At 64.5% G+C, this 22,166-nt stretch carries 23 protein-coding genes; 6 read left to right on the forward strand and 17 right to left on the reverse strand.

What is annotated here, in order from left to right; all coding sequences use genetic code 11:
* The 5 genes from OO306_RS11660 to metG form a co-directional block, all read right to left on the reverse strand.
* Entirely contained in the window at nucleotides 1-525 is a 525-nt protein-coding gene (locus OO306_RS11660; protein ID WP_265968756.1) for an Rnf-Nqr domain containing protein, read from the reverse strand.
* A complete protein-coding gene (locus OO306_RS11665; RefSeq protein ID WP_265968758.1) occupies nucleotides 518-1,117 on the reverse strand; it encodes an RnfABCDGE type electron transport complex subunit G in 600 nt (199 codons plus the stop codon). Before OO306_RS11665 ends, OO306_RS11660 begins: the two co-directional genes overlap by 8 nt.
* Nucleotides 1,114-2,097 carry an RnfABCDGE type electron transport complex subunit D gene (locus OO306_RS11670; protein ID WP_265968760.1) on the reverse strand — a complete coding sequence of 328 codons (984 nt, stop codon included), beginning with the start codon at nucleotides 2,095-2,097 and terminating at the stop codon, nucleotides 1,114-1,116. Before OO306_RS11670 ends, OO306_RS11665 begins: the two co-directional genes overlap by 4 nt.
* Nucleotides 2,094-2,642 carry an Rnf-Nqr domain containing protein gene (locus tag OO306_RS11675; protein ID WP_265968762.1) on the reverse strand — a complete coding sequence of 183 codons (549 nt, stop codon included), beginning with the start codon at nucleotides 2,640-2,642 and terminating at the stop codon, nucleotides 2,094-2,096. The genes OO306_RS11670 and OO306_RS11675 overlap by 4 nt, the downstream gene beginning before the upstream one ends.
* Nucleotides 2,643-2,729: 87 nt before the next feature.
* Nucleotides 2,730-4,769, reverse strand: a complete 2,040-nt coding sequence (metG, locus tag OO306_RS11680) for a methionine--tRNA ligase (RefSeq protein WP_265968763.1) — start codon at nucleotides 4,767-4,769, stop codon at nucleotides 2,730-2,732.
* 158 nt (nucleotides 4,770-4,927) lie between these two features.
* Here metG and apbC point away from each other — a divergent pair, with 158 nt between their 5' ends.
* Nucleotides 4,928-6,022 carry an iron-sulfur cluster carrier protein ApbC gene (gene apbC, locus OO306_RS11685; RefSeq protein ID WP_265968765.1) on the forward strand — a complete coding sequence of 365 codons (1,095 nt, stop codon included), beginning with the start codon at nucleotides 4,928-4,930 and terminating at the stop codon, nucleotides 6,020-6,022.
* Between the two features lie 142 nt (nucleotides 6,023-6,164).
* On the opposite strand, the gene OO306_RS11690 is transcribed toward apbC, so the two are convergent.
* Nucleotides 6,165-6,374 (reverse strand): cold-shock protein, encoded by a 210-nt coding sequence (locus OO306_RS11690; protein ID WP_027594207.1) that lies wholly within the window; start codon nucleotides 6,372-6,374, stop codon nucleotides 6,165-6,167.
* 340 nt (nucleotides 6,375-6,714) lie between these two features.
* Here OO306_RS11690 and dcd point away from each other — a divergent pair, with 340 nt between their 5' ends.
* Together dcd and OO306_RS11700 are read left to right on the forward strand one after the other, a co-directional pair.
* On the forward strand, nucleotides 6,715-7,281 hold the full coding sequence (dcd, locus tag OO306_RS11695; protein WP_012313046.1) for a dCTP deaminase: 567 nt from the start codon (nucleotides 6,715-6,717) through the stop codon (nucleotides 7,279-7,281).
* 95 nt (nucleotides 7,282-7,376) lie between these two features.
* Entirely contained in the window at nucleotides 7,377-7,604 is a 228-nt protein-coding gene (locus OO306_RS11700; protein WP_027594208.1) for a hypothetical protein, read from the forward strand.
* Nucleotides 7,605-7,616: 12 nt separating this feature from the next.
* Here the strand turns inward: OO306_RS11700 and pdeM are convergent, their stop codons facing one another.
* From pdeM to OO306_RS11750, 10 genes are all read right to left on the reverse strand, one after another.
* A complete protein-coding gene (gene pdeM / locus OO306_RS11705) occupies nucleotides 7,617-8,270 on the reverse strand; it encodes a ligase-associated DNA damage response endonuclease PdeM (RefSeq protein ID WP_265968772.1) in 654 nt (217 codons plus the stop codon).
* Nucleotides 8,267-10,720 carry a ligase-associated DNA damage response DEXH box helicase gene (locus tag OO306_RS11710; RefSeq protein WP_265968773.1) on the reverse strand — a complete coding sequence of 818 codons (2,454 nt, stop codon included), beginning with the start codon at nucleotides 10,718-10,720 and terminating at the stop codon, nucleotides 8,267-8,269. Before OO306_RS11710 ends, pdeM begins: the two co-directional genes overlap by 4 nt.
* 67 nt (nucleotides 10,721-10,787) lie before the next feature.
* Nucleotides 10,788-11,903: a succinylglutamate desuccinylase/aspartoacylase family protein gene (locus tag OO306_RS11715; RefSeq protein WP_265968774.1), complete on the reverse strand. Its 1,116-nt coding sequence runs from the start codon at nucleotides 11,901-11,903 to the stop codon at nucleotides 10,788-10,790.
* Nucleotides 11,904-12,001: 98 nt separating this feature from the next.
* Entirely contained in the window at nucleotides 12,002-13,660 is a 1,659-nt protein-coding gene (locus OO306_RS11720; protein WP_265968775.1) for an ATP-dependent DNA ligase, read from the reverse strand.
* Nucleotides 13,657-14,673, reverse strand: a complete 1,017-nt coding sequence (locus OO306_RS11725; protein WP_265968776.1) for a ligase-associated DNA damage response exonuclease — start codon at nucleotides 14,671-14,673, stop codon at nucleotides 13,657-13,659. Before OO306_RS11725 ends, OO306_RS11720 begins: the two co-directional genes overlap by 4 nt.
* Before the next feature lie 306 nt (nucleotides 14,674-14,979).
* The gene (locus OO306_RS11730) at nucleotides 14,980-17,421 is read right to left on the reverse strand and encodes a penicillin acylase family protein (protein WP_265968778.1); all 2,442 of its coding nucleotides are present in this window, start codon (nucleotides 17,419-17,421) and stop codon (nucleotides 14,980-14,982) included.
* A 441-nt stretch (nucleotides 17,422-17,862) separates the two neighbouring features.
* A complete protein-coding gene (locus OO306_RS11735) occupies nucleotides 17,863-18,066 on the reverse strand; it encodes an SEC-C metal-binding domain-containing protein (protein WP_033694179.1) in 204 nt (67 codons plus the stop codon).
* A 7-nt stretch (nucleotides 18,067-18,073) separates the two neighbouring features.
* A complete protein-coding gene (locus tag OO306_RS11740) occupies nucleotides 18,074-18,550 on the reverse strand; it encodes an LEA type 2 family protein (protein ID WP_186682779.1) in 477 nt (158 codons plus the stop codon).
* A gap of 2 nt (nucleotides 18,551-18,552) precedes the next feature.
* Nucleotides 18,553-19,029, reverse strand: coding sequence for a YchJ family protein (locus OO306_RS11745; protein WP_265968781.1), 477 nt, complete (start codon nucleotides 19,027-19,029; stop codon nucleotides 18,553-18,555).
* Nucleotides 19,030-19,031: 2 nt separating this feature from the next.
* A complete protein-coding gene (locus tag OO306_RS11750; protein ID WP_027594221.1) occupies nucleotides 19,032-19,526 on the reverse strand; it encodes a DUF6231 family protein in 495 nt (164 codons plus the stop codon).
* A 159-nt stretch (nucleotides 19,527-19,685) separates the two neighbouring features.
* Here OO306_RS11750 and OO306_RS11755 point away from each other — a divergent pair, with 159 nt between their 5' ends.
* The 3 genes from OO306_RS11755 to OO306_RS11765 all read left to right on the forward strand — a co-directional run bounded on the left by OO306_RS11755 (nucleotide 19,686) and on the right by OO306_RS11765 (nucleotide 21,586).
* On the forward strand, nucleotides 19,686-20,378 hold the full coding sequence (locus OO306_RS11755; RefSeq protein ID WP_027594222.1) for an OmpA family protein: 693 nt from the start codon (nucleotides 19,686-19,688) through the stop codon (nucleotides 20,376-20,378).
* A 181-nt stretch (nucleotides 20,379-20,559) separates the two neighbouring features.
* A complete protein-coding gene (locus tag OO306_RS11760) occupies nucleotides 20,560-20,835 on the forward strand; it encodes a DUF1145 domain-containing protein (RefSeq protein ID WP_027594223.1) in 276 nt (91 codons plus the stop codon).
* Nucleotides 20,828-21,586, forward strand: a complete 759-nt coding sequence (locus tag OO306_RS11765) for a hypothetical protein (RefSeq protein WP_027594224.1) — start codon at nucleotides 20,828-20,830, stop codon at nucleotides 21,584-21,586. The genes OO306_RS11760 and OO306_RS11765 overlap by 8 nt, the downstream gene beginning before the upstream one ends.
* A gap of 34 nt (nucleotides 21,587-21,620) precedes the next feature.
* On the opposite strand, the gene OO306_RS11770 is transcribed toward OO306_RS11765, so the two are convergent.
* The gene (locus OO306_RS11770; RefSeq protein WP_099430252.1) at nucleotides 21,621-22,085 is read right to left on the reverse strand and encodes a CopD family protein; all 465 of its coding nucleotides are present in this window, start codon (nucleotides 22,083-22,085) and stop codon (nucleotides 21,621-21,623) included.
* Between the last annotated feature and the right edge of the window lie 81 nt (nucleotides 22,086-22,166).

Raw genomic sequence — 22,166 nt, forward strand, 5'->3', positions numbered from 1 at the left:
TCAGGGCTTTCCTTGACGACGTGGGTGGGCAGGGCCCGGACGCAGGTGATTGTACAGGGCCAACAGCACTCCGAGCAGTAGCAGTGCGCCCGGGGCGAGGTTGGCAAGGTGCACGCCCAGCATTTCGCCCAGCCCTTGGCGACAGGCGCCGAGTACAAGGTATGCAGCCAGCAGGCCACCCAGGTGCAGCAGCAATGAGCGCCAACGGCCTGCTTCCGGCAGCAGTCGGTCCATTGCCAGGCACGTCAGGCACAACAGTGCGGGGTACGGGCCCAGGAGCAGCGCCATGGGCAGCAGCCAGGCACGCAGGGCCAATTGCAGGCAACTGGCCAGGCCAGCGAGTATGAGCAGGCTTGCCAGTACGTAGGCCGCCCCATGCAGGCGGTTGCGCAATGGCATCAGCAAGGCTTGATGTAGGCCAACCATCAACACTGCGCACCCGCCCATGACAGCCGCCATGGGCAGCGTTTGCGTCGTCCCTAACAGCGGGGCGAGGGCGGCGACCAGCACGTAGTCCCTATTCATGGGGGAGGCCCTCAATGAGTACGTGACGATGCTTATCGAAATAGCGCAGGGCATCTTGCAGCGCCTCGATCACTGCCCGCGAGGTGACTGTTGCGCCTGCCAATTGGTCGAAGTCGCCCTGGTCACGCTTCAGTGCCCAGTGATCACCCAGGCTGCGATTGGCAAACTGCGTCAGCCAGTGCACCTGCGGGTCGGCAAGGCGCCCGCCGAGCCCGGGGCTTTCCTGTTGCTCGACCACCTGGCTGCCCAGCAGGCGCCCGTCGGGCGTGATGGCGATAGTCAAGACGATCGGCCCAGCATAGCCCTGGGCCTGGGTGATCAGGACGACCGCCGCAGGCGTGCCCGCCAGCGTTGCCCGGTAGGCCGACACGATGCGGCTGTGCGCAAGTTGTGCGTCGGGCGTTGGCAGGGGGGTATCCAATGGGTGATTGTCGTAACTGGCCTCGGGGAGCACTGCCAGCCGCTGGCGGCTCTGCAGCTGTTTTTCAGCTTGGCCAATGGTGGGCGTGGTCCACGAGCGCCAGATCAGCGTCGTCGACAAGGCCAACGCCGCTGTCGCCAGCAACACTGCCGCCTGCGCGAGGCGCTTCATCGGGCAGCCTCTTGGCGGCGCAAGGCCAGCCGTTCAAGGCTGGGGACCATGAGGTTCATCAGCAGGATGGCGAACGCCGTGCCATCGGGGTAACTGCCCCAGGTGCGGATCAGGTAGATCAGCAGGCCTGTGCCAAAGCCGAACAGCAGTTTGGCCCACTCGCTCTTGGGGCTGGAGACAGGTTCGGTGGCAATGAAAAAAGCCGCCAGCATGGTCGAGCCAGAGAACAGGTGCAGCAGGGGAGAACCGTTGGAATCGGAGCCTGAGCCGTTCCAGCCCAGCAGGCTGAACAACATCAGGCCAGCCAGCAAACCCACTGGCGCATGCCAGCTGAACACTTTGCGCTGAAGCAGAAACAACCCGCCCAGCAGAAACGCCAAGTTGACCCATTCGCCGCCGCGCCCACCGATGCTGCCGAACCCGGGGTGGCTGGCGAACAGTTCATCGATGGTCAGGCTGCGGTTGTGGCGCAGGCCGTCGAGTATTGTCGGTTGTGCCCAGGCATCGATGTGCTCGCCGCCGCCCACTACCTGCTGCAGGCTCTCGAGCAACCCCGGCGCGTGCCCTGGCCAATGGTTCATCTGCAACGGGAAACTCAGCAGTACGAAGGCGTAGCCCACCATGGCTGGGTTGAACAGGTTGCGGCCGACACCGCCGAAGGCCTGTTTGCCAACCCCGATCGCCACCCCAGCGGCGACCATGGGCAGCCACCAAGGGGCCAGCGCAGGAAGGGCGGCCGCCAGCAGCACCGCAGTGACCAGCGCACTGCCATCGCTCAGCGTCACTCCTACAGTTTGGCCGCGCAGGGCCAATAGCAGCGCTTCGCAGAGCAATGCTGCACTGGCACACAGCAGCAGGTTGCACAGCAGCCCCCAGCCCTGCACCCACAGCAGTGCTAGCAAACCGGGGGCACAGGCCAGTAGCACCAGGCCCATGCTGGTACGCAGGCGTGGGTCAGGCTTTGCCTTGGTCGGGGTCATTGCGCAAAAAGTCCGTTGAAACCGGAAAATGCCAAGGCCATGATGCCCACACCGAGCAATTCGATTGGCAGGCCACGCAGGGCAACAGGTATGTCGGCATGGGCGCTGCGCTGGCGCAGGTCCGCGAACAGAGCCAGCGCAAGCCACAAGCCCACGCCGGCCAGCAGGCCTTTGCTCAGCGTCGCAAGCCAGGCCGTGCCAGCGCTTGTCTCCTCCAGGGCCAACCCCAGCACGGCGACGTTGCTTAGCAGCACTGCAGGCAGATCTGCCACGGGCCAGTCGGCGCGTAGCCTGGCCAGCGCCCATGGCACGCCGTAGGCCAGCAATGCCAACCAGGGCAGCAACAGGAACAGGCTCAGGTCGTGGAGCTGCCAAGGGTCGAGCACCAGCCACCTGAACAGGTGAGCGCCGATCATGGCGAGTGCCACGGACAAGGCGCAGGCCAAGCCGAGCACATGCACGCGCAGCCACGATATTGGCTGTTGCTGCAGGCACAGGTGATTGATCAGGGTGGCGCTGATCAGGACCAGAACGTAGTCACTCATGACATGACGATAGCCGGGATTCGTATCGATTGTCCGGCATTCAGCGGGTGATAGAACAGCCCCGGCACAGAGGCCGGGGCTGGGGGCTTACTTGATGCGTTGGCCTGGCTTGGCGCCGCTGTCCGGGCTGAGCAGGTAGATTTCTTCACCGCCAGGGCCGGCAGCCATGACCATGCCTTCCGACACGCCAAAGCGCATTTTCCGAGGCTTGAGGTTGGCGACCATCATGGTCAGGCGGCCTTCCAGCTTGGACGGGTCGGGGTAGGCCGACTTGATGCCGGAGAACACGTTGCGGCGCTCGTCACCGATGTCCAGCGTCAGTTGCAGCAGCTTGTCGGCACCGGGTACGGCCTCGGCCTTGACGATCAGGGCCACGCGCAGGTCGACGGCGGCAAAGGTATCGAATTCGATTTCCGCCGACAGCGGGTCCTTGGCCAGTTCGCCATTGCCGGCCGGCGCCTGGGCTTCGGCGGCCAGCAGGTCTTCTTTGCTGGCAGCGACCATGGCTTCGACCTTGGCGGGTTCGATACGGCTCATCAGTGCCTTGAAGGCATTCAGGCTGTGGTTTTCCAGGCGCGACTGGTGGTCGTTCCAGGTCAGCGGTGCGACATTGAGGAAGGCCTCGGCGTCGGCAGCCAGCACCGGCAGTACCGGCTTGAGGAAGATCACCAACTGACGGAACAGGTTGATGCCTTGGGCGCAGATGGCCTGGACTTCGTCCTGCTTGCCTTCCTGCTTGGCCAGCGACCAGGGCGCCTTGTCGGCGATCCAGGCGTTGGCGCGGTCGGCCAGCGCCATGATTTCGCGCATCGCACGGGCGAAGTCACGGCTCTCATAGGCCTCGGCAATCGACGGCGCGGCTGCCAGGAAGGCTTCGGTCAGCTCGGGTGCGGCATCACCGGCCACCATCACGCCGTCGTTGCCTTTGTGAATGAAGCCTGCGCAACGGCTGGCGATGTTGACCACCTTGCCGACCAGGTCGGAGTTGACCTTCTGCACGAAGTCTTCCAGGTTCAGGTCCAGGTCATCGACGCCACGGCCCAGCTTGGCCGCGTAGTAGTAACGCAGGTATTCCGGCTGCAGGTGATCCAGGTAGGTACGGGCCTTGATGAAGGTGCCGCGCGACTTGGACATCTTGGCGCCGTTGACGGTCAGGTAGCCGTGCACGTTGACCGCAGTTGGCTTGCGGAAGCCCGCGCCTTCGAGCATCGCTGGCCAGAACAGGGCGTGGAAGTTGACGATGTCCTTGCCGATGAAGTGGTACAGCTCGGCGCTGGAGTCTTCCTTCCAGAAAGCATCGAAATCCAGCTCTGGACGGCGCGCGCAGAGGTTCTTGAAGCTGGCCATGTAGCCGATTGGCGCGTCCAGCCAGACGTAGAAATATTTGCCCGGCTCGCCCGGGATCTCAAAGCCGAAATACGGCGCATCGCGGGAGATGTCCCACTCTTGCAGGCCCGAGTCCAGCCATTCGGCGAGCTTGTTGGCGACGGCTTCCTGCAAGGTGCCGCTACGGGTCCACTGCTGCAGCATGGCCTGGAAATCAGGCAGCTTGAAGAAGAAATGCTGGGAATCACGCAGTACCGGGGTGGCACCGGAGATGGCCGACTTGGGGTTCTTCAGCTCGGTCGGGGCGTAGGTTGCGCCGCACTTCTCGCAGTTGTCGCCGTATTGGTCTTCGGCCGCGCACTTGGGGCAGGTGCCCTTGATGAAACGGTCGGCCAGGAACATGCCCTTTTCGGGGTCGAAGTACTGGGTCACCGAACGGGTGGCAATGTGGCCGGCGTCACGCAGGCGCGTGTAGATCAGGCTGGACAGCTCGCGGTTTTCTTCGCTGTGGGTCGAGTGGAAGTTGTCGAAATCCACCAGGAAGTCGGCAAAGTCGCCGCTGTGCTCGGCCTGGACATTGGCGATCAACTGCTCGGGGGTGATGCCTTCCTTCTCGGCGCGCAGCATGATGGCCGAACCGTGGGCGTCATCGGCGCAGACATAGATGCACTGGTTGCCGCGTAGTTTCTGGAAGCGGACCCACATGTCTGTCTGGATGTACTCGAGCATATGGCCAAGGTGGATCGATCCATTGGCATAGGGCAGGGCGCTGGTGACGAGAATCTGACGTGGCTCGGACATGGTGGCTCGGCTACTTATCTGGCTACGGGGTAAAAATGAGGGTGATCGGCCACTATAAAGGGCTGGCGAAGATATTTCACCCCACAGACGCACCTGCTGACGATTGACGGGTTAGGATAGGCGCCTGTTTTACATTCAGTTTGCCAATGGGAGTCTCCATGAGTGCCGTCACCCGTGCCGCCGTCGAAGGCGTGCTTCGCCAGTACACCGACCCCTACCTGAGCCAGGATCCGGTCAGCGCCGGCTGCGTGCGCGCCGTGGATATCCAGGGCGGGCAGGTCAGTGTGCAGTTGCAACTGGGGTATGCCGCTGGGTTGTTCAAGAACGGTTGGGCCCAGGTGCTGCAGACCGCCATCGGCAACCTTGACGGCGTCAGCAGCGCCCAGGTGTCGATCGACTGCGTGGTCGCCGCGCACAAGGCCCAGGCCCAGGTGCCGGCCATGGCCAACGTCAAGAACATCATCGCCGTGGCCTCGGGCAAGGGTGGCGTCGGCAAGTCGACCACTGCCGCTAACCTGGCTTTGGCCCTGGCCCGTGAAGGCGCCCGGGTCGGTATTCTCGATGCGGATATCTATGGCCCCAGCCAGGGCGTGATGTTCGGCATCGCAGAAGGCACCCGCCCTCAGATTCGCGAGCAGAAGTGGTTTGTGCCGATCAAAGCGCACGGTGTAGAAGTCATGTCCATGGCGTTTCTCACGGACGACAACACGCCGATGGTGTGGCGTGGCCCGATGGTGTCGGGTGCGCTGTTGCAGCTTGTGACCCAGACCGCCTGGGATGACCTCGATTACCTGGTCATCGACATGCCGCCAGGCACCGGCGACATTCAGCTGACCCTGGCGCAGAAAGTGCCGGTGGCGGGCTCGGTGATCGTCACCACCCCGCAGGACCTCGCCCTGCTGGACGCCAAGAAGGGCGTGGAGATGTTCCGCAAGGTCAATATCCCGGTGCTGGGCGTGGTCGAGAACATGGCCGTGCACATCTGCTCCAACTGCGGCCATGCCGAGCACCTGTTCGGCGAAGGCGGCGGTGAGAAGCTGGCAGCCCAGTACGGTGTCGACCTGCTGGCCTCGCTGCCGCTGTCGATGCTCATCCGCGAACAGGCCGACAGTGGCAAGCCGACGGCAATTGCCGAGCCGGAAAGCCAGATCGCCATGGTGTACCAGGAGCTGGCCCGCCAGGTCGGGGCGCGGATCGTGCTGCAGGAAGCCGCAGCGCCGGCGATGCCGAGCATCACCATCAGCGAGGATTAACCTGAGAAACCCCCTCCTACAGGTACACCACAGGCCTGTAGGAGCGGGTTTACCCGCGAAGAAGCCAGCACCGGTTTCAGCCAGGCATAAAAAAACCCGCCAGAAGGCGGGTTTTTTTGAAAGCTAGAAAGCTGAGATCGACTTAGGCGATCTGAACTTCTTCAGCCTGCATGCCTTTCTGGCCGCGGGTAGCGACGAAAGTAACAGCCTGGCCTTCTTTCAGGGTCTTGAAGCCGTCAGCTTGGATGGCTTTGAAGTGCACGAACAGGTCGTCACCCGACTGAGGGGTGATGAAGCCGTAGCCTTTCTCGTCGTTGAACCACTTAACAACACCGTTTTGGCGATTGGACATGTTTCTGTCTCCTTGGACAAAGTTGATTACGGTCAGGAAAAACCCTGCCCGGGACTGAGTGCAAAGAGAGCAGAAAATTCAGATATGGGCCGATCAGGATCGTGCGTCAAACTAGAGATTCTCGGTGTCACGTGCAGCACAGTGGCGTCACCTTAACCCACTTTCCGCAACCTGCCAATGGCCAGAAGCCGCTTTACTGAAATTCAGATCGGTGGCAGCTGTAGGCCCCGCCTGGCGGGGATTGTAGCAAGAATGCAGGATGGAACTTTGAAGAGGGCGCTGGGACCGGTAAGATGCGCCTCACGATTTTCACCTCGCAACTCTTCAGGACACCCCCGCCATGAGCATCAAATCGGACAAGTGGATTCGCCGCATGGCGCAGGAACACGGCATGATCGAACCGTTCGTCGAGCGCCAGGTGCGCGGCGAGCACGACAGCCGAGTCATCTCTTTCGGCGTCTCCAGCTACGGCTACGACGTACGCTGCGCCGACGAATTCAAGGTGTTCACCAACATCAATTCGGCCACCGTCGACCCGAAAAACTTCGACGCCGGCAGCTTCGTCGACGTCAAGAGCGACGTCTGCATCATCCCGCCAAACTCCTTCGCCTTGGCCCGCACGGTGGAGTACTTCCGCATCCCACGCAACGTGCTGACCATCTGCCTGGGCAAAAGCACCTATGCGCGCTGCGGCATCATCGTCAACGTCACCCCGCTTGAACCCGAGTGGGAAGGCCACGTGACCCTGGAATTCTCCAACACCACCACCTTGCCGGCAAAAATCTATGCCAACGAGGGCGTGGCGCAGATGCTCTTCCTCGAGTCCGACGAAGAGTGCGAAGTGTCCTACAAGGACCGCGGCGGCAAGTACCAGGGCCAGCGCGGCGTCACCCTGCCACGCACCTGAGCCGACGAGCGCGGGGAATTCCCCGCGCATTTGGTACTCCAACGGGTAACCTGCCGATGTGCATGATGCGTGTCGGCTCTCGTCAGGAGCTGCCTATGAAACTCCATCCCGCAATCAGTGCAAAGCTGGCTGGCCTGCAGCCTAACCAGGTCGGTATGTTGCCATGGTCACTGCTGGCGCACCCGCTGCCGATGCAGGCGGGCGGCGTGCCCCACCAGCCTGATCCCGATACCCCTCAACCACCGGAACCGGGCGAAACGCAGCCCATGGAGCCCGGTGAGCCAACCCTGCCCGACGAACCACCTCCCGCGCCCGTCGCCTGAGTGGGCGCTGCTTTAGAGCGCCCATACCCGCCCGGCGCCGGCCAGAAACACGCGGTTTTCGGCGTCGGGGTGCACGCGCCAGCCACCGGTGAATTCACCGAAGGCCGGTAGCAAGCTGATCGCGTCACCCATCAGGAAGCAGGGCAGGCGCAGACGTTGTCGGGCCCGCCCTTGCAACACGAACACCGGGTGGACGTGGCCCGCCAGCACTGGGTGCTGGGGGTGAACGACGGGTTCGTGCTGTAAGGCGAAAGGTGCCAATAGCCATGGCTCTTCGACCACCTCGATGCCCAGCGACTGCGGTGGGTTGCCCGCGTGGCGATCATGGTTGCCACGCACCAGTACGATGCGCAGTCCGGCGTGCCGTTCTCGCCATGTTTGCAGCTTGGCCATCGTTGCCGGTGCGCGCGCGGTTTTGGCATGCAGGAAATCGCCCAGAATGATCAGCATCTGGCACTCATGGCTTGTCAGCAGTTGGTCCAGGCGCGCGAAAGTGGCTTCGGTGGTGCCCCGCGGCACGGGCTGATGCAGCGCGCGATAGCTGGCGGCTTTGCCAATATGCACATCCGCTACCAGCAGGGCCCGGCGGGCAGGCCAGTACAGCGCTTTGTCCGGCAGTAACCACAGGGTTTCGCCGCAGTGCTCGATGGCCAGGTGATCATTCATGCGTTGTTACCCGCCACTTTTTCCAGGTCTGCCACCATCCGCGCAATGCGGTCTGCGAGTTTTTCTGTGCTCAAGGTTTCGCGCATGCCTTCCACCAGCAAGGTAAAGGCCAGCGGCCCTGGGCGGCGTAATTCACGCAGGTCCAGCTGCAGTTGGCCCAGCTTCGCCAACTGCCGGTGCAACCGCTCGATTTCCAGTTCTTCGCGCAATACTTCGTCCCGTGCCTGGCCCAGCAGCAGGTTGTCGGCATCGTGCTTGCGAAACACCTCGTAGAACAGCCCGCTCGAAGCCTGGATCTGCCGGGTGCTCTTTTGCGCCGCCGGGTAGCCGCCAAACACCAGGCCGGCGATCTGGGCGATCTCGCGAAAGCGCCTTAGCGCCATCTCGCCTGCGTTCAGGCTGGCCAGTACATCCTCCAGCAGGTGCTCGGTCGAGAGCGCGCTGGGCAAATGCCTGGCCCAGTCCACGGCGCTTGGGCTGAGCAACTCAAAGCCATAGTCACTGACCGCAATTGAGACCGAAAGCGGTTGCACCTGGCTGACCCGCCAGGCAATCAGGTTGGCCAAGCCGAGGTTGGCCATGCGCCCGGCGAACGGGTACAGAAAAAGGTGAGAGCCTTGGCGTGATTTTAACGTTTCGGCCAACAGCGTGCGGGTAGTCGGCAGTGCAGACCAGCTTGCCTGCAAGGCCAGCAACGGGCGCACGGCGCGCATTTCCGGGCCTTCGTAACGCTGGTGGGCGGCGGCATCGAGTTGTTCGACCAGGGCATCGGCCAGTTCGCTGGACAGCGGCATGCGCCCGCCATTCCAGCGGGCCACAGCGGCCTTGCGCGAGGTGCTGCGGCGGACGTAAGCGGTCATGTTCTCGACGCGCACCAGTTCCAGCACGCGCCCTGCGAAGACCAGGCTATCACCGGGCCGCAGGCGGGCGATGAACGCTTCCTCGACACTGCCCAGCGACTTGCCACCGCCGCCTTTGCTCCAGTACTTGAGCTGCAGGCTGGCCTCGCTGACGATGGTGCCGATGCCCATGCGGTGGCGCCGTGCCAGGCGCTCGCTGGCAACCCGCCAGACCCCGTCGGCGTGGGGTTCGACACGTTGGTAGTCAGGGTAGGCGCTGAGCGAGTTACCGCCGTGGCAGACGAAGTCTAGCGCCCACTGCCACTGGCTGTCGCGCAACGCGCGGAAGGCCCAGGTGCTGCGTACCTCGGCCAGCAACTGCTCGGGGCGAAAGCCACTGCCCATGGCCATGCTGACCAGGTGTTGCACCAGCACATCCATGCACAGCTGTGGTGAGCGCCGGGCCTCGATCTGCCCGGCGAGCAGGGCATGCCGGGCCGCAGCGGCCTCCACCAGTTCCAGGCTGTGGGTGGGCACTAAGGTTACCCGCGAGGGGCGCCCCGGTGCGTGCCCGGAGCGACCGGCGCGCTGCATCAGGCGGGCGATGCCTTTGGCCGAGCCGATCTGCAGCACCCGCTCGACGGGCAGGAAATCCACGCCCAGGTCCAGGCTGGAGGTGCAGATGACGGCTTTAAGCGTACCTTGCTTCAAGTTTCGCTCGACCCAGTCGCGGGTGTCGCGGGCCAGCGAGGCGTGGTGCAGGGCGATCAGGCCGGCCCAGTCGGGGCGTGCCTCGAGCAGCGCCTGGTACCACAGTTCGGCCTGGGCGCGGGTGTTGGTGAAGACCAGGCTGCTGGCGCTGCTGTCGAGCTCCCGGCTGACCTGATCGAGCATCTTCAAGCCCATGTGCCCTGCCCAGGGGAAACGCTCGATCGCGTCGGGCAGCAGGGTATCGACCTGCAGTTGCTTGTCTTGCCGGCCTTGCACCAGCAACCCATCGCCTGGCAACAGCACGTCGCGTGCGTGCTGCAGGTTGCCGAGGGTGGCCGAGAGGCCCCAGGTCAGCAGCGGCGGGTGCCAGTGGCGCAGGCGTGCCAGGGCCAGTTGCAACTGCACGCCGCGCTTGTTGCCCAGCAGCTCATGCCATTCATCCACCACCACCAGGCGCAGGTTGGCGAAGTCGTCACGGGCCTGTGCTCGGGTCAACAGCAGCGTCAGGCTTTCGGGGGTAGTAATCAACACGCTGGGCAGGCGCCGGGCCTGTCGCGCGCGTTCGGCGCTGCCAGTGTCGCCACTGCGCACGCCCACGCTCCAGTTCAGGCCCAGCTCATCGAGCGGCGCTTGCAAGGCACGCGCGGTGTCGGCGGCCAAGGCGCGCATGGGCGTCACCCACAGCACCTGCAAGGGGGCCGGCTGGCGGGCTGAGCTGGCAACGGCGAACGCGCGCAGGGCTGCCAGCCAGACGGCGTAGGTTTTGCCGGCGCCGGTACTGGCGTGCAACAGCCCGGACTCGCCGCGTTCGACGGCCGCCCAGACACGGCGCTGAAAGGCGAAGGGTTTCCAGCCGCGCAGGGCGAACCAGGCGTTGGCGAGGTCGGTGGAGGCGGCCATGGGGCGGGTGATCCTTCGAAGGCTGTGCTTCTACTGACCGCCCGCCAGGGGCATTGGTTTTACCGGATCAATTCCCCAGCAGGTAGCCGCTGCGGCACACCTGCTCGCCCGCCACATGGGCGATGACCATGCCTGCCGTCGCCATGCGGCGCACGCTACGGGCGTACAGCAGGCCGGGTTGGCTGTTGCGCACCGCAGTCACCCGGTCGTTGAGCGGGTCGATGACTTCGGCGATCAACTGGTCGGCTTGCAGGTGCTGGCCTGGGCGCGCGTGGTACACCAGCAAACCGCCAAGCGGCGTCGACACGGGCTCTACGGCCGCCAGGGGCGTGGCCGCGCGGGGCAGTGGAGGAAGGGGGGCGCAGGTGCCTTCGATGACGCCGTTGTGGGTCAGGAAGTCGAGGATTGCCTGGCAGTCCTTGCCGGCCAGGTCATGGCTCACGTCCGCCTGGCCGCGCAATTCGACAGTGACCGAGCAACAGCCCAGCGGAATCGGGAAGCGCTTGCCAAAGCGTTGCTGCAACTGCCACCAGACCAGGCTGAAGCATTCATCGAACGATTGCCCGCCTGAATCGGTGGCCAGCAGGCTCGCCTGGGCGCCCAGGTAGCGGGCCAGTGGCTCGATCTGTGGCCAGGCATCGGGCGTCGTGTACAGGTGCTCGACGGCTTCGAAGTCGCAGTGCAGGTCGAGTATCAGGTCGGCGTCGCAGGCCAGGCGCTGCAAGATCAGGCGTTGGGCCTGGAGTGGAGTGCGTGCCGGGTGGGCGTCTAGCCCGCGGCGCAGGTATTCGCGGATCAAGGCGACGTTGTGTGCGGCGTCCTGGGTCAGGTGTTCTTCGACCTGATCGCCGATGGAATCGGACAGATCGACGAAGTTGCGATTGAAATTCTCGCCACTCTGCAGTTCGAAGCGCCCCAACGGGGCGTCCAGCAGCACTTGTTCGAGACCGACCGGGTTGGCCACCGGCACCAGGATGATTTCCCGCTGCAGACGGCCCTGTAGTTCCAGCTCGGCCAGCCTGCGCTTGAGGTGCCAGGCCACCAGCATGCCGGGCAGTTCGTCGGCATGCAGCGAGGCCTGGATGTACACCTTGCCGCCACCGCGTGGGCCAAAGTGAAAGCTGTGCAGTTGGCGTGAAATGCCCGGTACGGGAGAAAGCAGGTCGTGGGTCGAATGGTGCATGGTAGTCCTGGCTACGTGGCGAATACGGTCTGCGACACGGGTCGGCACACAGATAGAAGCATAATTTTTGCGTCAGCGCCTGTGCGAATTAGGCACTGTCAGATCAGCAGTGCCTGCAGTGTCGCGAGGTCGTCGGCTTCTTCGACCGGTTTGTCCAGGCGCCAGCGCAGCATGCGTGGAAAGCGCACGGCGATGCCGCTTTTATGGCGTTTGGACAGGGCAATGCCTTCGAAACCCAGTTCGAACACCAAGGTCGGGGTCACGCTGCGCACCGGGCCGAACGTTTCCACTGTGGTTTTGCGGATGATCGCGTCAACCTTGCGCATCTCTTCGTCGCTCAGCCCTGAATACGCCTTGGCGAAGGGCACCAATGCTCGCCCGGCCGTGCCGGGCGGCGCGTCCCAGACGGCGAAGGTGTAGTCGCTGTAGAGGCTGGCGCGGCGGCCGTGGCCACGCTGGGCGTAGATCAACACGGCATCGACGCTGAACGGGTCGATTTTCCACTTCCACCAGGTGCCCATGTCTTTGGTGCGACCGACGCCATACAAGGCCTCGCGCTGCTTGAGCATCAGGCCTTCCACGCCGAGGCTGCGCGACTGCTCGCGCTGTTCGGCCAGCTCGGCCCAGGTTTGCCCTTCGAGCAAGGGCGAAAGCAGCACAGGCGCCAGCGGGTAATCTGCCACCAGGCGTTGTAACTGCTGACGACGTACGTGCTGCGCCTGGTTGCGCCAATCCTCGCCCTGCCATTCCAGCAGGTCATAGGCCTGCAGCACCACGGGCGCGTCGGCCAGCAGCTTCTTGCTCAGGGTCTTGCGGCCCAGGCGTTGCTGCAACAGTGCGAAGGGTTGCACGGCCAGGGCATCGTCCGTTGCCCCTGGTTTCCACACCAGGATCTCGCCATCGAGCACGACGCCGTCCGGCAGTGTTTGCGCCAGGCTGTGCAGCTCGGGGAAGCGATCGGTGACGAGCTCTTCGCCACGCGACCAGACCCACAGCTGGCCGTCGCGCTTGACCACCTGTGCGCGGATGCCATCCCACTTCCATTCGATCTGCCAGTCGCTCGGCGGGCCGAGTTGCGCGTCAAACTGCTCGACGGGCGCCTGCAGCGGGTGGGCCAGAAAAAAAGGATAGGGCTGACCGCCACGCTGGCGGTGTTCATCTGCCGACTCGGCAGCGATCAACTGCTGGTAACCGGCGGCGGTAGGGCGGTGGCTGATGTCGGTGTAGCCGACCAGGCGCTGGGCCACGCGCTTGGCGTCCAGGCCGGCCAGTTGCGCCAGGGCGCGGGTGACCAATAGCTTGGACACGCCGACGCGAAAGCTGCCGGTGATCAGCTTCAGGCACAGCATCAGGCTTGGCCGGTCGAGCTGCGCCCAGAGCGGGGGCAGGCGCTGGCGGATCACGTCGGGCGGCAGGCCACGAAGGGGCAGCAGGTGTGTCTCGACCCAGTGGGCCAACCCCTCGTCGCTGCCATGGCTGCTCTCGGGCAGCAGCAACGAGATCGTTTCGGCCAGGTCGCCCACGGCTTGATAGCTCTCTTCGAACAGCCATTCAGGCAGTTCTGCCAGCTCAGTCGCCAGTTCGCGCAGCACACGGGTTGGCACCAGTTGCCGCGGCCGGCCGCCGGCGAGGAAGTACACGGCCCAGGCCGCATCCTCGGCAGGCGCCTGGGCAAAGTAGTCGCGCAAGGCGTCGAGCTTGGCGTTGCTGGAGGTGGTCGCATCGAGGCGCAGGTACAGTGCGGCGAAGGCTTTCATGCCTCGGGCTCCGAGGTCGCGGGCTCGTCTTCGTCGCCGTATTCGGTGGCGAAGGCGCGAGCATCCAGGCCCTGTTCGTTCAAGTAGCGCACCAGCACGTTAACCGAGCCATGGGTGACCATCACGCGCTCCGCGCCGGTCTGGCCAATGGCCCACAGCAGGCCCGGCCAGTCGGCGTGGTCTGACAGCACGAAGCCGCGGTCGACGCCACGCCGCCGGCGTGTGCCGCGCAACAGCATCCAGCCGCTGGCGAAGGCATCGCTGTAATCGCCGAAGCGCCGCATCCAGCTACTGCCCCCGGCAGAGGGCGGGGCCAGGACCAAGGCTTGGCGCATTAATGGGGCGTTGCGCGGGATGTCGCCGGCATAGCGGGTTTCCGGCAGGTGCACGCCCGCTTCGCGGTACACCCGGTTCAACGGCTCGACCGCGCCGTGTACCAGAATCGGCCCGATGCTCGCGTCCAGCCCGTGGAGAATGCGCTGCGCTTTGCCGAAGGCGTAGCAGAACAGCACGCTGGCCTTGCCCTGCGCGCAATTGGCGCGCCACCAGGCGTTGATACCGGCGAACACTTCAGGCTGGCGGGGCCAGCGGTAGATAGGCAGGCCGAAGGTCGACTCGGTGATGAAGGTGTGGCAACGCACTGGCTCGAAGGGAGCGCAGGTGCCGTCGGGTTCGACTTTGTAGTCGCCCGAAGCGACCCAAACCTGGCCCTGGTATTCCAGGCGTACTTGCGCCGAGCCCAGTACATGGCCGGCGGGATGCAAGCTCAGGGTGACACCGTGGTGGAGGATGCGCTCGCCGTAGGCCAAGGTTTGCAGGTTGATGTCCTGGCCCAGTCGGCTGCGCAGGATGCCTGCGCCGGGTGCGGCGGTCAGGTAATGGTTATTGCCGGTGCGGGCGTGGTCGCCGTGGCCGTGGGTGATGATGGCACGGTCCACCGGCCGCCAGGGGTCGATGTAGAAATCACCGGGCGGGCAGTACAGGCCTTCGGGGCGGGCGATAACGAGGTCCATGGCACGGGCGCCGGTGGTGGGTTACCAGTTAGGAGCGCGGTGGGTGATGGGAAGTTCGAGTGAGTTCGTCGTGGGGGTTGTGGCGCCTGTGAAATCGAGCGCCGCCCGTGCGGCGCTTCGCAGCACAAGGCTGCTCCTACATTTTTACGGTTACGCCAAGAAGGTCGCGTGCCCTCGTCTCAGGAATAATTGGCCCGAAACAGATGTAGGAGCAGCCTTGTGCTGCGAAGCGCCGCGCGGGCGGCGCTCGATCTCACAGGCGCTACAAGGGAGGCGTCATGCACTCACGGCATCACACCATCCCCTTCACCGACCCGGTACCAAGGTCAGCCGCTGGCTCCCATAGGCCCGCCCAAAGTTCTGCGGTTGCAGCGGCAGGCTCATGAAGCGCCCCTTGAACCAGGCATCCAACCCGTCGCTGTAGTGCGGGCTTGCCGCGTTGCCGGACTGGCCACTGCTGGTCAGCACCTGCAACGGTTCGGCTTGGCCGAAATCGACGACCATGCGTGCCGATGCTGGCAGGCGGGTGTCGAAGTCACTGCCCCAGGCGTAGGGGGTGAGGGCCAGGGTACTGAAGTCGCCGCCGGCAGCCAGCGGTGAACGGCTGAGGGCATCACCCAGGCCATGGTAGGCCGGTGCCGGCCAGCGGTACTGGTGCAGCTTGCCCCACTGCCAAGCGCGGCGGTCGGCGCCGAGTTGCGCAGTGCCGGCATCCACCGCAGCGGCCAGGCTGCGGGCGAGAATCACCGGCTTGTCTTCTTTCTGCGGGGTGCTGCGGTCATCCCAGAACGGGCTGTCTTCGCGGCCCAGCAGGTGGTCGGCCTGTGCCGAGTAGGAGAGCCGCGCGTTGCTGACGAACGCCTGCCAGGCAGGGCTGGATTCTGGCCCGAGGTCGTCGAGGAAGGTTTCGCGGGCGAAGGCCTGAAGGAACAGCTCGTACAGCGCGGCGTCTGCCGACACAGGGCTCAGCCGGCCATCGAATGCCTTGAGCCGGGCCAAGGCGTCGCGGGCCTTGTCACGCTGAGTAGGTGGCAGAGCATCGATGGCTTGCTTGAGTGGTTGAGCCATGCCCGGTGCGTCGAACATCTGCTTGAGCTTGTCGGCCAGCAGGGTGACTTGATCGTTTTGCAGGGCCATCAGGCTGCGGCTGTCGTGACGGCCGTTGCCTGCCAACTGAGCCAGGCGCTCGGCGCGCTCGGGGTAGTACCAGGTGTTGGACAACTGCATGCCGTAGCCGCGCGGCAGGCTGCGCTGGTTGGCGTGGCCGATCCAGCCAGCCGGCGGGTCCTGATCGTATGGGTGCAGCATCGGGTCAGCGTAACCGTCCCAGTCGTAACGGCCGTCCCAGCCGGGCGAAGGCAGCAGGCCCTGGCCTTCGCGGCGGTTAGGGTAGCGCCCGCTGACTTGCCAGCCGATGTGCTCTGGCTCGGCGAAGACGAAGTTGAGCGCCGCGGCGGCGACTTCGCGGGTGCTGTCGAATGCCCGTTCGACGGTCTTGGCGCGGGTCAGGTCGAACAGCGCGTCGAGGCTGCGGTCGCCCTTGAACTGAGGCAGGTTCAGGGCCAGGCCCAGGCTGGCGCTTGCCGGCTGGGCAAGCAGGGTGCCGTGGCGCGTGTCGTACATGACCTCGCGCAGCGGGCGTTGGCCACGCACGAAGAAGGTTTCGCTGCGTGCTCGTGCTGGCAGCCATTTGCCGTCGGCCAGGTAGCTCAGTTGGTTGCCTTGGCGGCGCAGTTGCTCCAGGTACAGGTCCTGGTTGTCGGCCATCACGGCGCTGCTGCTCCAGGCGATCTTACCGTTGTAGCCGGCCAGCACGATCGGCAGGCCCGGCAGCGACAGGCCGGCGACCTGGTACTTGCCCGTGTGGATCTGCACCGGGCTTAGCGCCCAGGCGGCCTGGCTGTCGCTGGCCAGCAGGCTCTTGCCGCTGCGGCTGCGTTGGCCTGCCAAGGCCAGGTTGGCCGAGCCTGGGCTGCCGAGCAGGTCGAGGTCGGCGAGCTTTTGGCTGGCTGCCGCCAGGGCGGGCAAGCCGGGTAGCTGGCTGGCGAGGTTGAGGCCCTTGAGCTTGTCCACTTCGCTGTCGGCCAACGGTTCGTCCGGTGCGCCGGGCAGCAGCCAGGCCAGCTTGTCGCTGCCGACCTTCTGCGCCAGGGTCAGGGCGCTGAGTTCTTCTTGCAGGTTTACCGATTGGCTGAAGGCGTACAGGCTGAAGATCAGCGCCGAGTCTTCTGGCTTCCAGTACTCAGGGCGATGGCCGCTGCTGGCCAGGCTGGCGGGCAGCTTGTCGCGGTAGCGGAACAGGTAGGCGTTGACGCCGCGGGCGTAGACCTCGAAGAAGCGCTTGAGCCGTGGCGAGGCGTCGGCGTATTGCTGGGCGGCGCTTTGCTTGAGGTTGGCGGCGCGCATCAGGCGGTCGATGTCGAGGGCATCGCTGCCGGCAAGTTCGGCGAGGCGGCCTTGGGCGAGCAGGCGCATGGCGACCATCTGCTCGATGCGATCCCCGGCGTGTACGTAACCGAGGCTGAACAGCGCATCATGGAAGTTGCCGCTCTCGATCAACGGCGCGCCCATGGCATTGCGCCGTACCGAGACGTTTTGTGCCAGGCCTTTGAGCGGCTGTACGCCGGTGGTCGGTGGCACGCTGTCCTGGTAGCCGCCCATCTGGCAACCGGCGAGTCCGAGCATGCCGAGCAGCGTGGCAGCGGTCGTGAACCGCGGGCGGAAGGGAGGAAAGGCGGGGGCGGCCATGACAAGGCTCCTGCAAGGCGTGGCGGGGGTTTGGAAGGCGCTAAGGTAGTGAGCACGCAGGCGCGGTGCAAGGTGCTTAGGCGGTTTATTTACGAATGGTATGTGGGAGGGGCGATGGGCGAGGGGCGGCAGGTGTAGGGGTTGAGTGTTGTGGTGTTCTCAAGATCGAGCGCCGCCCGCGCGGCGCTTCGCAGCACAAGGCTGCTCCCACATCTGTTTCCGGCCAGTAAAGCCTGTGAGAGAGGCGCGCGACCGCCTTGTTTGTTCGACTCGATATCGTGTCAGCCGCCAAGGGACCGCGCGCTAATGCCTCAGGAATAATTGGCCCGAAACAGATGTGGGAGCAGCCTTGTGCTGCGAAGCGCCGCCCGCGCGGCGCTCGATCTTGGGAACACCACATCACTCAAGCCCTACACCCAGGCCCTCAGTACAACGTGCCGATCAAGCGCCGTGGCACTTCTTGAACTTCTTCTCGCTGCCGCAAGGGCAAGGATCGTTGCGGCCAACGTCCTTCAGGGCGTTACGAACAGGTTCCTGATGGCCGTGGTTGCAGTGCGGGCCGTGCACATGGCCATGGTCGTGATCGTGGTGGTGATCATGATCGTGGTTGCAGTCAGGGCCATGAACATGAGGTTGCTGGGTCATTGCAAAGTTACTCCGGTATGAAATCACCGGGGATTATCTCACCACTGCGCGACAAGTGCAGGTCCCGGTGGAACAGCAACCCGGTGGCCAGCTCGCCCTGCAAGGTGTAATGCAGCGGTTGCTCACTTTTAAGCAGCTTGGCCAGCGGCTTGAGGTGCTGCCACAGGTTGGTCCGCGCGGTGATCTTGAAGGTGCGCCGGGCATGACCGCCGACGCTGCGCCACACACTGGTCTCATCCTGCACCAGCAGCAGGTCGTTGAGCCGTATCGAATACGCCAGGCTGCGGATGAACAAGCGGCTGTCATTCGGGTTGTCGACGCGCAGGTGCAGCACGAACTCCTGCTCAAGCAGCCTGGCCTTGACCGTTTCGACCCTGACCAGGTGCACCTCAGGTTCGCGCCAGTCGTCGCCGCCCCAGCTGACGCAGCCTGCCAGCAGTGCCAGCAGGGCGCCGAGCAGCAGTACGCGGGCCTGGGCGATCATGCTCAGCTGGCCACGTAACTGGCGCAGCATTTCTTGAACTTCTGACCGCTGGCGCAGGGGCAAGGGTCGTTGCGCCCGGCCTTCAGCCCGACCGTGGGGTCGATGAAGTACCAGCGCCCCTCATGCTGGACGAACGCCGAGCGCTCGCGGTGCTGGTGATCGCCGTCCACATCGTGCCAGCGCGCGGTGAAGGTGACAAAACCGTGCTCGGGTTGGCCGCCCAGCACCTCGGCGCTTTCGACCTCCAGCCCCAACCAGGTGCTCTGGGCGCTCCAGCTGGCCATGGCGGCGCGGTCCAGCGCCGCTTGTTGAGCCGGCAGGGTGGTGCTCACCAGGTAGTCGATCAGGCCCAGCACGTAAGCGCTGTAGCGCGAGCGCATCAGCGTCTGGGCATCCGGCGCCGGGGTTCCGGCATGGTAGTGCCCGCAGCAGGCGTCGAGCAGGTTGCCACTGCCGCAAGGGCAGACCGAGACACTCATCATCACCACCAGTACTTTCCAAAATTTTCAGGGTTGGCCCAGAATCGCGCATTGAGCCAGTCCGGGACTTGCTTGTAGTCATGTAGATCATAGGTGAAGAGGCTCAATACCTGCCCTTCACGACGGAATTTTTCGCTGGCAGACAAGGCCAGGGCGAAAAAGTCGGTGTCTTGCCAACCGCAGGCCGAGAGGTCGGCCAGCACCGCAACCCGGCTGGCATTAAGGTTACGAATGCCGCCCAGCAGTTCCAGGCCGGTACGCTTGGGCAGGTGCTCCAGGCAGTCCACCAGCACCGCCAAGTCGAAGCGTTGACCGGCAAGGTCTGCCGGCAACGGGCCGGGTGCAGTCGTTGCGATGGCCACCTGCGGGTGTGCCTCGGCAAAGGCGTCCAGTGCGGGGAAGCGCGTGCCTACCAGCAACAGGCGTTGAGGGGTAAAACGCTCGAGCAGGGCCGCCAAGGCCTGCTGGGGCGTGCGCTGGGAAAAACCGTCGGTCATTGCCAATCCTCGTTCAAGTCATCCAAGACTAACGGGCCGCAGCGCCTGGGCAAAGCGGCATGTGACCGCGTCGTGGCTGATTGCTGGCAGGGATGGATTGCGCGGTCTTTACTCCCAGAGATCGGCCTTATGCCGATTCCCCTAGGAGAAGCAACGAAAATGAGCATAGTACGCACAGCGATACCCCTGGTACTGCTCACCAGTGTGTTGACTGGTTGTGCAGGTTTGCAAAAAACCGACTGGCCGAAGTGTGCTGCCGTCGGGGGCGTAGGCGGCGCCGCCTTGGGTGCCATCGAGAGTTCCAGCTGGGCTGGCTGGGGCGCGTTGCTGGGCGGTGGCCTGGCGGCGGGCTATTGCTGGGCCCATGGCGATGGCGACGAGGATGGTGACGGCGTGCCGGACAGCCGTGACAAGTGCCCCGGCACCCCACGCGGTGTGCAGGTCGATGCCAATGGCTGCCCGCCAGAACCGGTCGCGGTGGTCGAGGAAGTCGTGGTGCAGAAGGAAGAAGTCATCGTCATCCGCGATGTGCACTTCGAGTTCGACTCTGCGCGTCTGACCGCCAAGGATAAAGAGCGGCTGAACACCATCGCCACCCGCCTCAAACAGGAAGCACCGAGTGCCCGCCTGAGTGTCAGCGGCCATACCGACAGCGTGGGCTCTGACACCTATAACCAGAAACTGTCCGAGCGCCGTGCCCATTCGGTGACCGATTACCTGGTCGAGAGCGGTGTGCCGCGCAGCAGCTTCGTCTCGATAGTGGGTGCCGGTGAAACCCAGCCAGTGGCTGACAACGCCACGGCCGATGGGCGCGCCATGAACCGTCGCACCGAGATCAAGATCCAGCGGTGACGGCCAGCACCAGCGTCCGCGCCTGGAGCAGTGGCGCGGGCGCAGGCTGCTGGGCAGTTCGATCCGACAAGCGTCACTGCAGGGCCTCTGGCGCACGCCTTGGCATTACAGGTACTGTTGGTCGCACGGCTCGCTCGAACGGGCCGCTTCGACATAACAATAAATGTAGAGGGGCGGGGCTATGAAGTTCATCCTGGGCCTGGGCAAGGTCCTGACCGTTATCTTCTGGGGCGTGGCGCTGTTCAATCTGTTGATGCCGCAACCCTTGCCATTCAATCTTCTGATCAACGCGGCAGGCATTGTCTTGCTGAGCCTGCATGTGCTCGAGGTGTTGTTCTTCAACGCCAGCCTGCGTGGGCGCAGCCACCGTTGGTTCGACCGCTTGCAGATCCTGCTGACGGGGATCTTCCATGTCATGTCCATTCCTCGTGCGCAGGAGGCGCCGCGCAATGCGTAATCTGATGTTGCTGGCGGTGTTGGCCGCGCCCTTGGCCCAGGCCGAAAGCCTTGAAGTGGCTTCCAATTCCATGCTGCGCTTGCCCGACAAGTCGGCCAGCGTGCACCTTGAGTCCCTGCGCGTGGCCGACTCGGCGACGCTGCTTTTGCCTGCCACGCTTACCGAGTTGAAGGTCGATCACCTGCAACTGGGGCGCGAGGCGCGTATCGCCATTGCCCCCGCTGACCACCCGCTGCGCATTGAAGCACGCAGTGCCCGGCTGGGTGAGGGCAGCGAAATCAGTGCCCCGGGTGCGCCAGGCACCTACCAGCGTGCGGCCCGTTCCGGGCGAAGCCTGGACTTGAAGCTGGATGAGTTAGAGGCCGAGCAACTGTCGATCGATGCCCGAGGCGGCGCCGGCGCGCCGGGTTATGCAGGCCTCGATGGTGCCAACGGCCAAGCCGGGGGCTGCACCTGGGGCCAAGCCAGCCGCGGCGCCAATGGCGATGATGGCGGCAACGGGCATGACGGTGCGGCGGGTGGGCGAATTCGCCTGAGTGTGCCGCAGGGCTTTGCTCAATCGCGCATTGTGGTGCGCCTGGATGGCGGTGCCCCAGGCCAGGCCGGCACAGCGGGCAAGGCAGGCAAAGGCGGGGCGAGTAAGGGGTGTTTGGTCTATCGCACCGATGCCGGTGCCAGCGGGCGGCCGGGGCAACCGGGCCAGCCAGGCCTGGCCGGCGCCTCGGGTGAGTTGATTCTGCAGCGCCTTTGACCCGCGCGGGCGGCGCGGCCCAGGGTTGCGTCGCCTACAGCACCCACCGCGAGCTGGCCACTGCCACCACCGCGATGCCCAGCAGCAGGTTGATGCCGACCATCCGTCGAATCCTGCCCAGTACCGCGGCCCCCGCCGCCCAGTCCTCGGCCTGCACGGCTGTTTTCAGCTCTGGCAGCAGCAAGGCCTGGATGCGCATGAACAGGGCGAACATGGCAATGCCGCCACCGATCATCACATGCACGTACTTGGGCGCGGTCTCGAAGCCTGTGAAGCGCATGTGCAACATGCCGATACCACTGATCGCCAAAATCGCGACCGCCAACCAGACCCATCTGAAGAAGCGTCGGAAAACTTCCACCCACAACCGCAGGCGCGCAGGCCCGTCGAGGGCTGCAACCGTTGCCGGCCGCAGCACCAGCCAGGCGAAGAACATGCCGCCGACCCAGACCAGCGCGGCCAGGACATGCAGTGTGTAGGGGAGGGCAAAGGCAAGCATCCGGATCTCCATGCGGCATAAAGGGCAATAGCGGGGTATGATAGCCGCCCATGCGAAACACTGAAAATATATCCAGCCCTC

The sequence above is a fragment of the Pseudomonas sp. DCB_AW genome, assembly GCF_026240895.1.
Taxonomy (GTDB): domain Bacteria; phylum Pseudomonadota; class Gammaproteobacteria; order Pseudomonadales; family Pseudomonadaceae; genus Aquipseudomonas; species Aquipseudomonas kermanshahensis.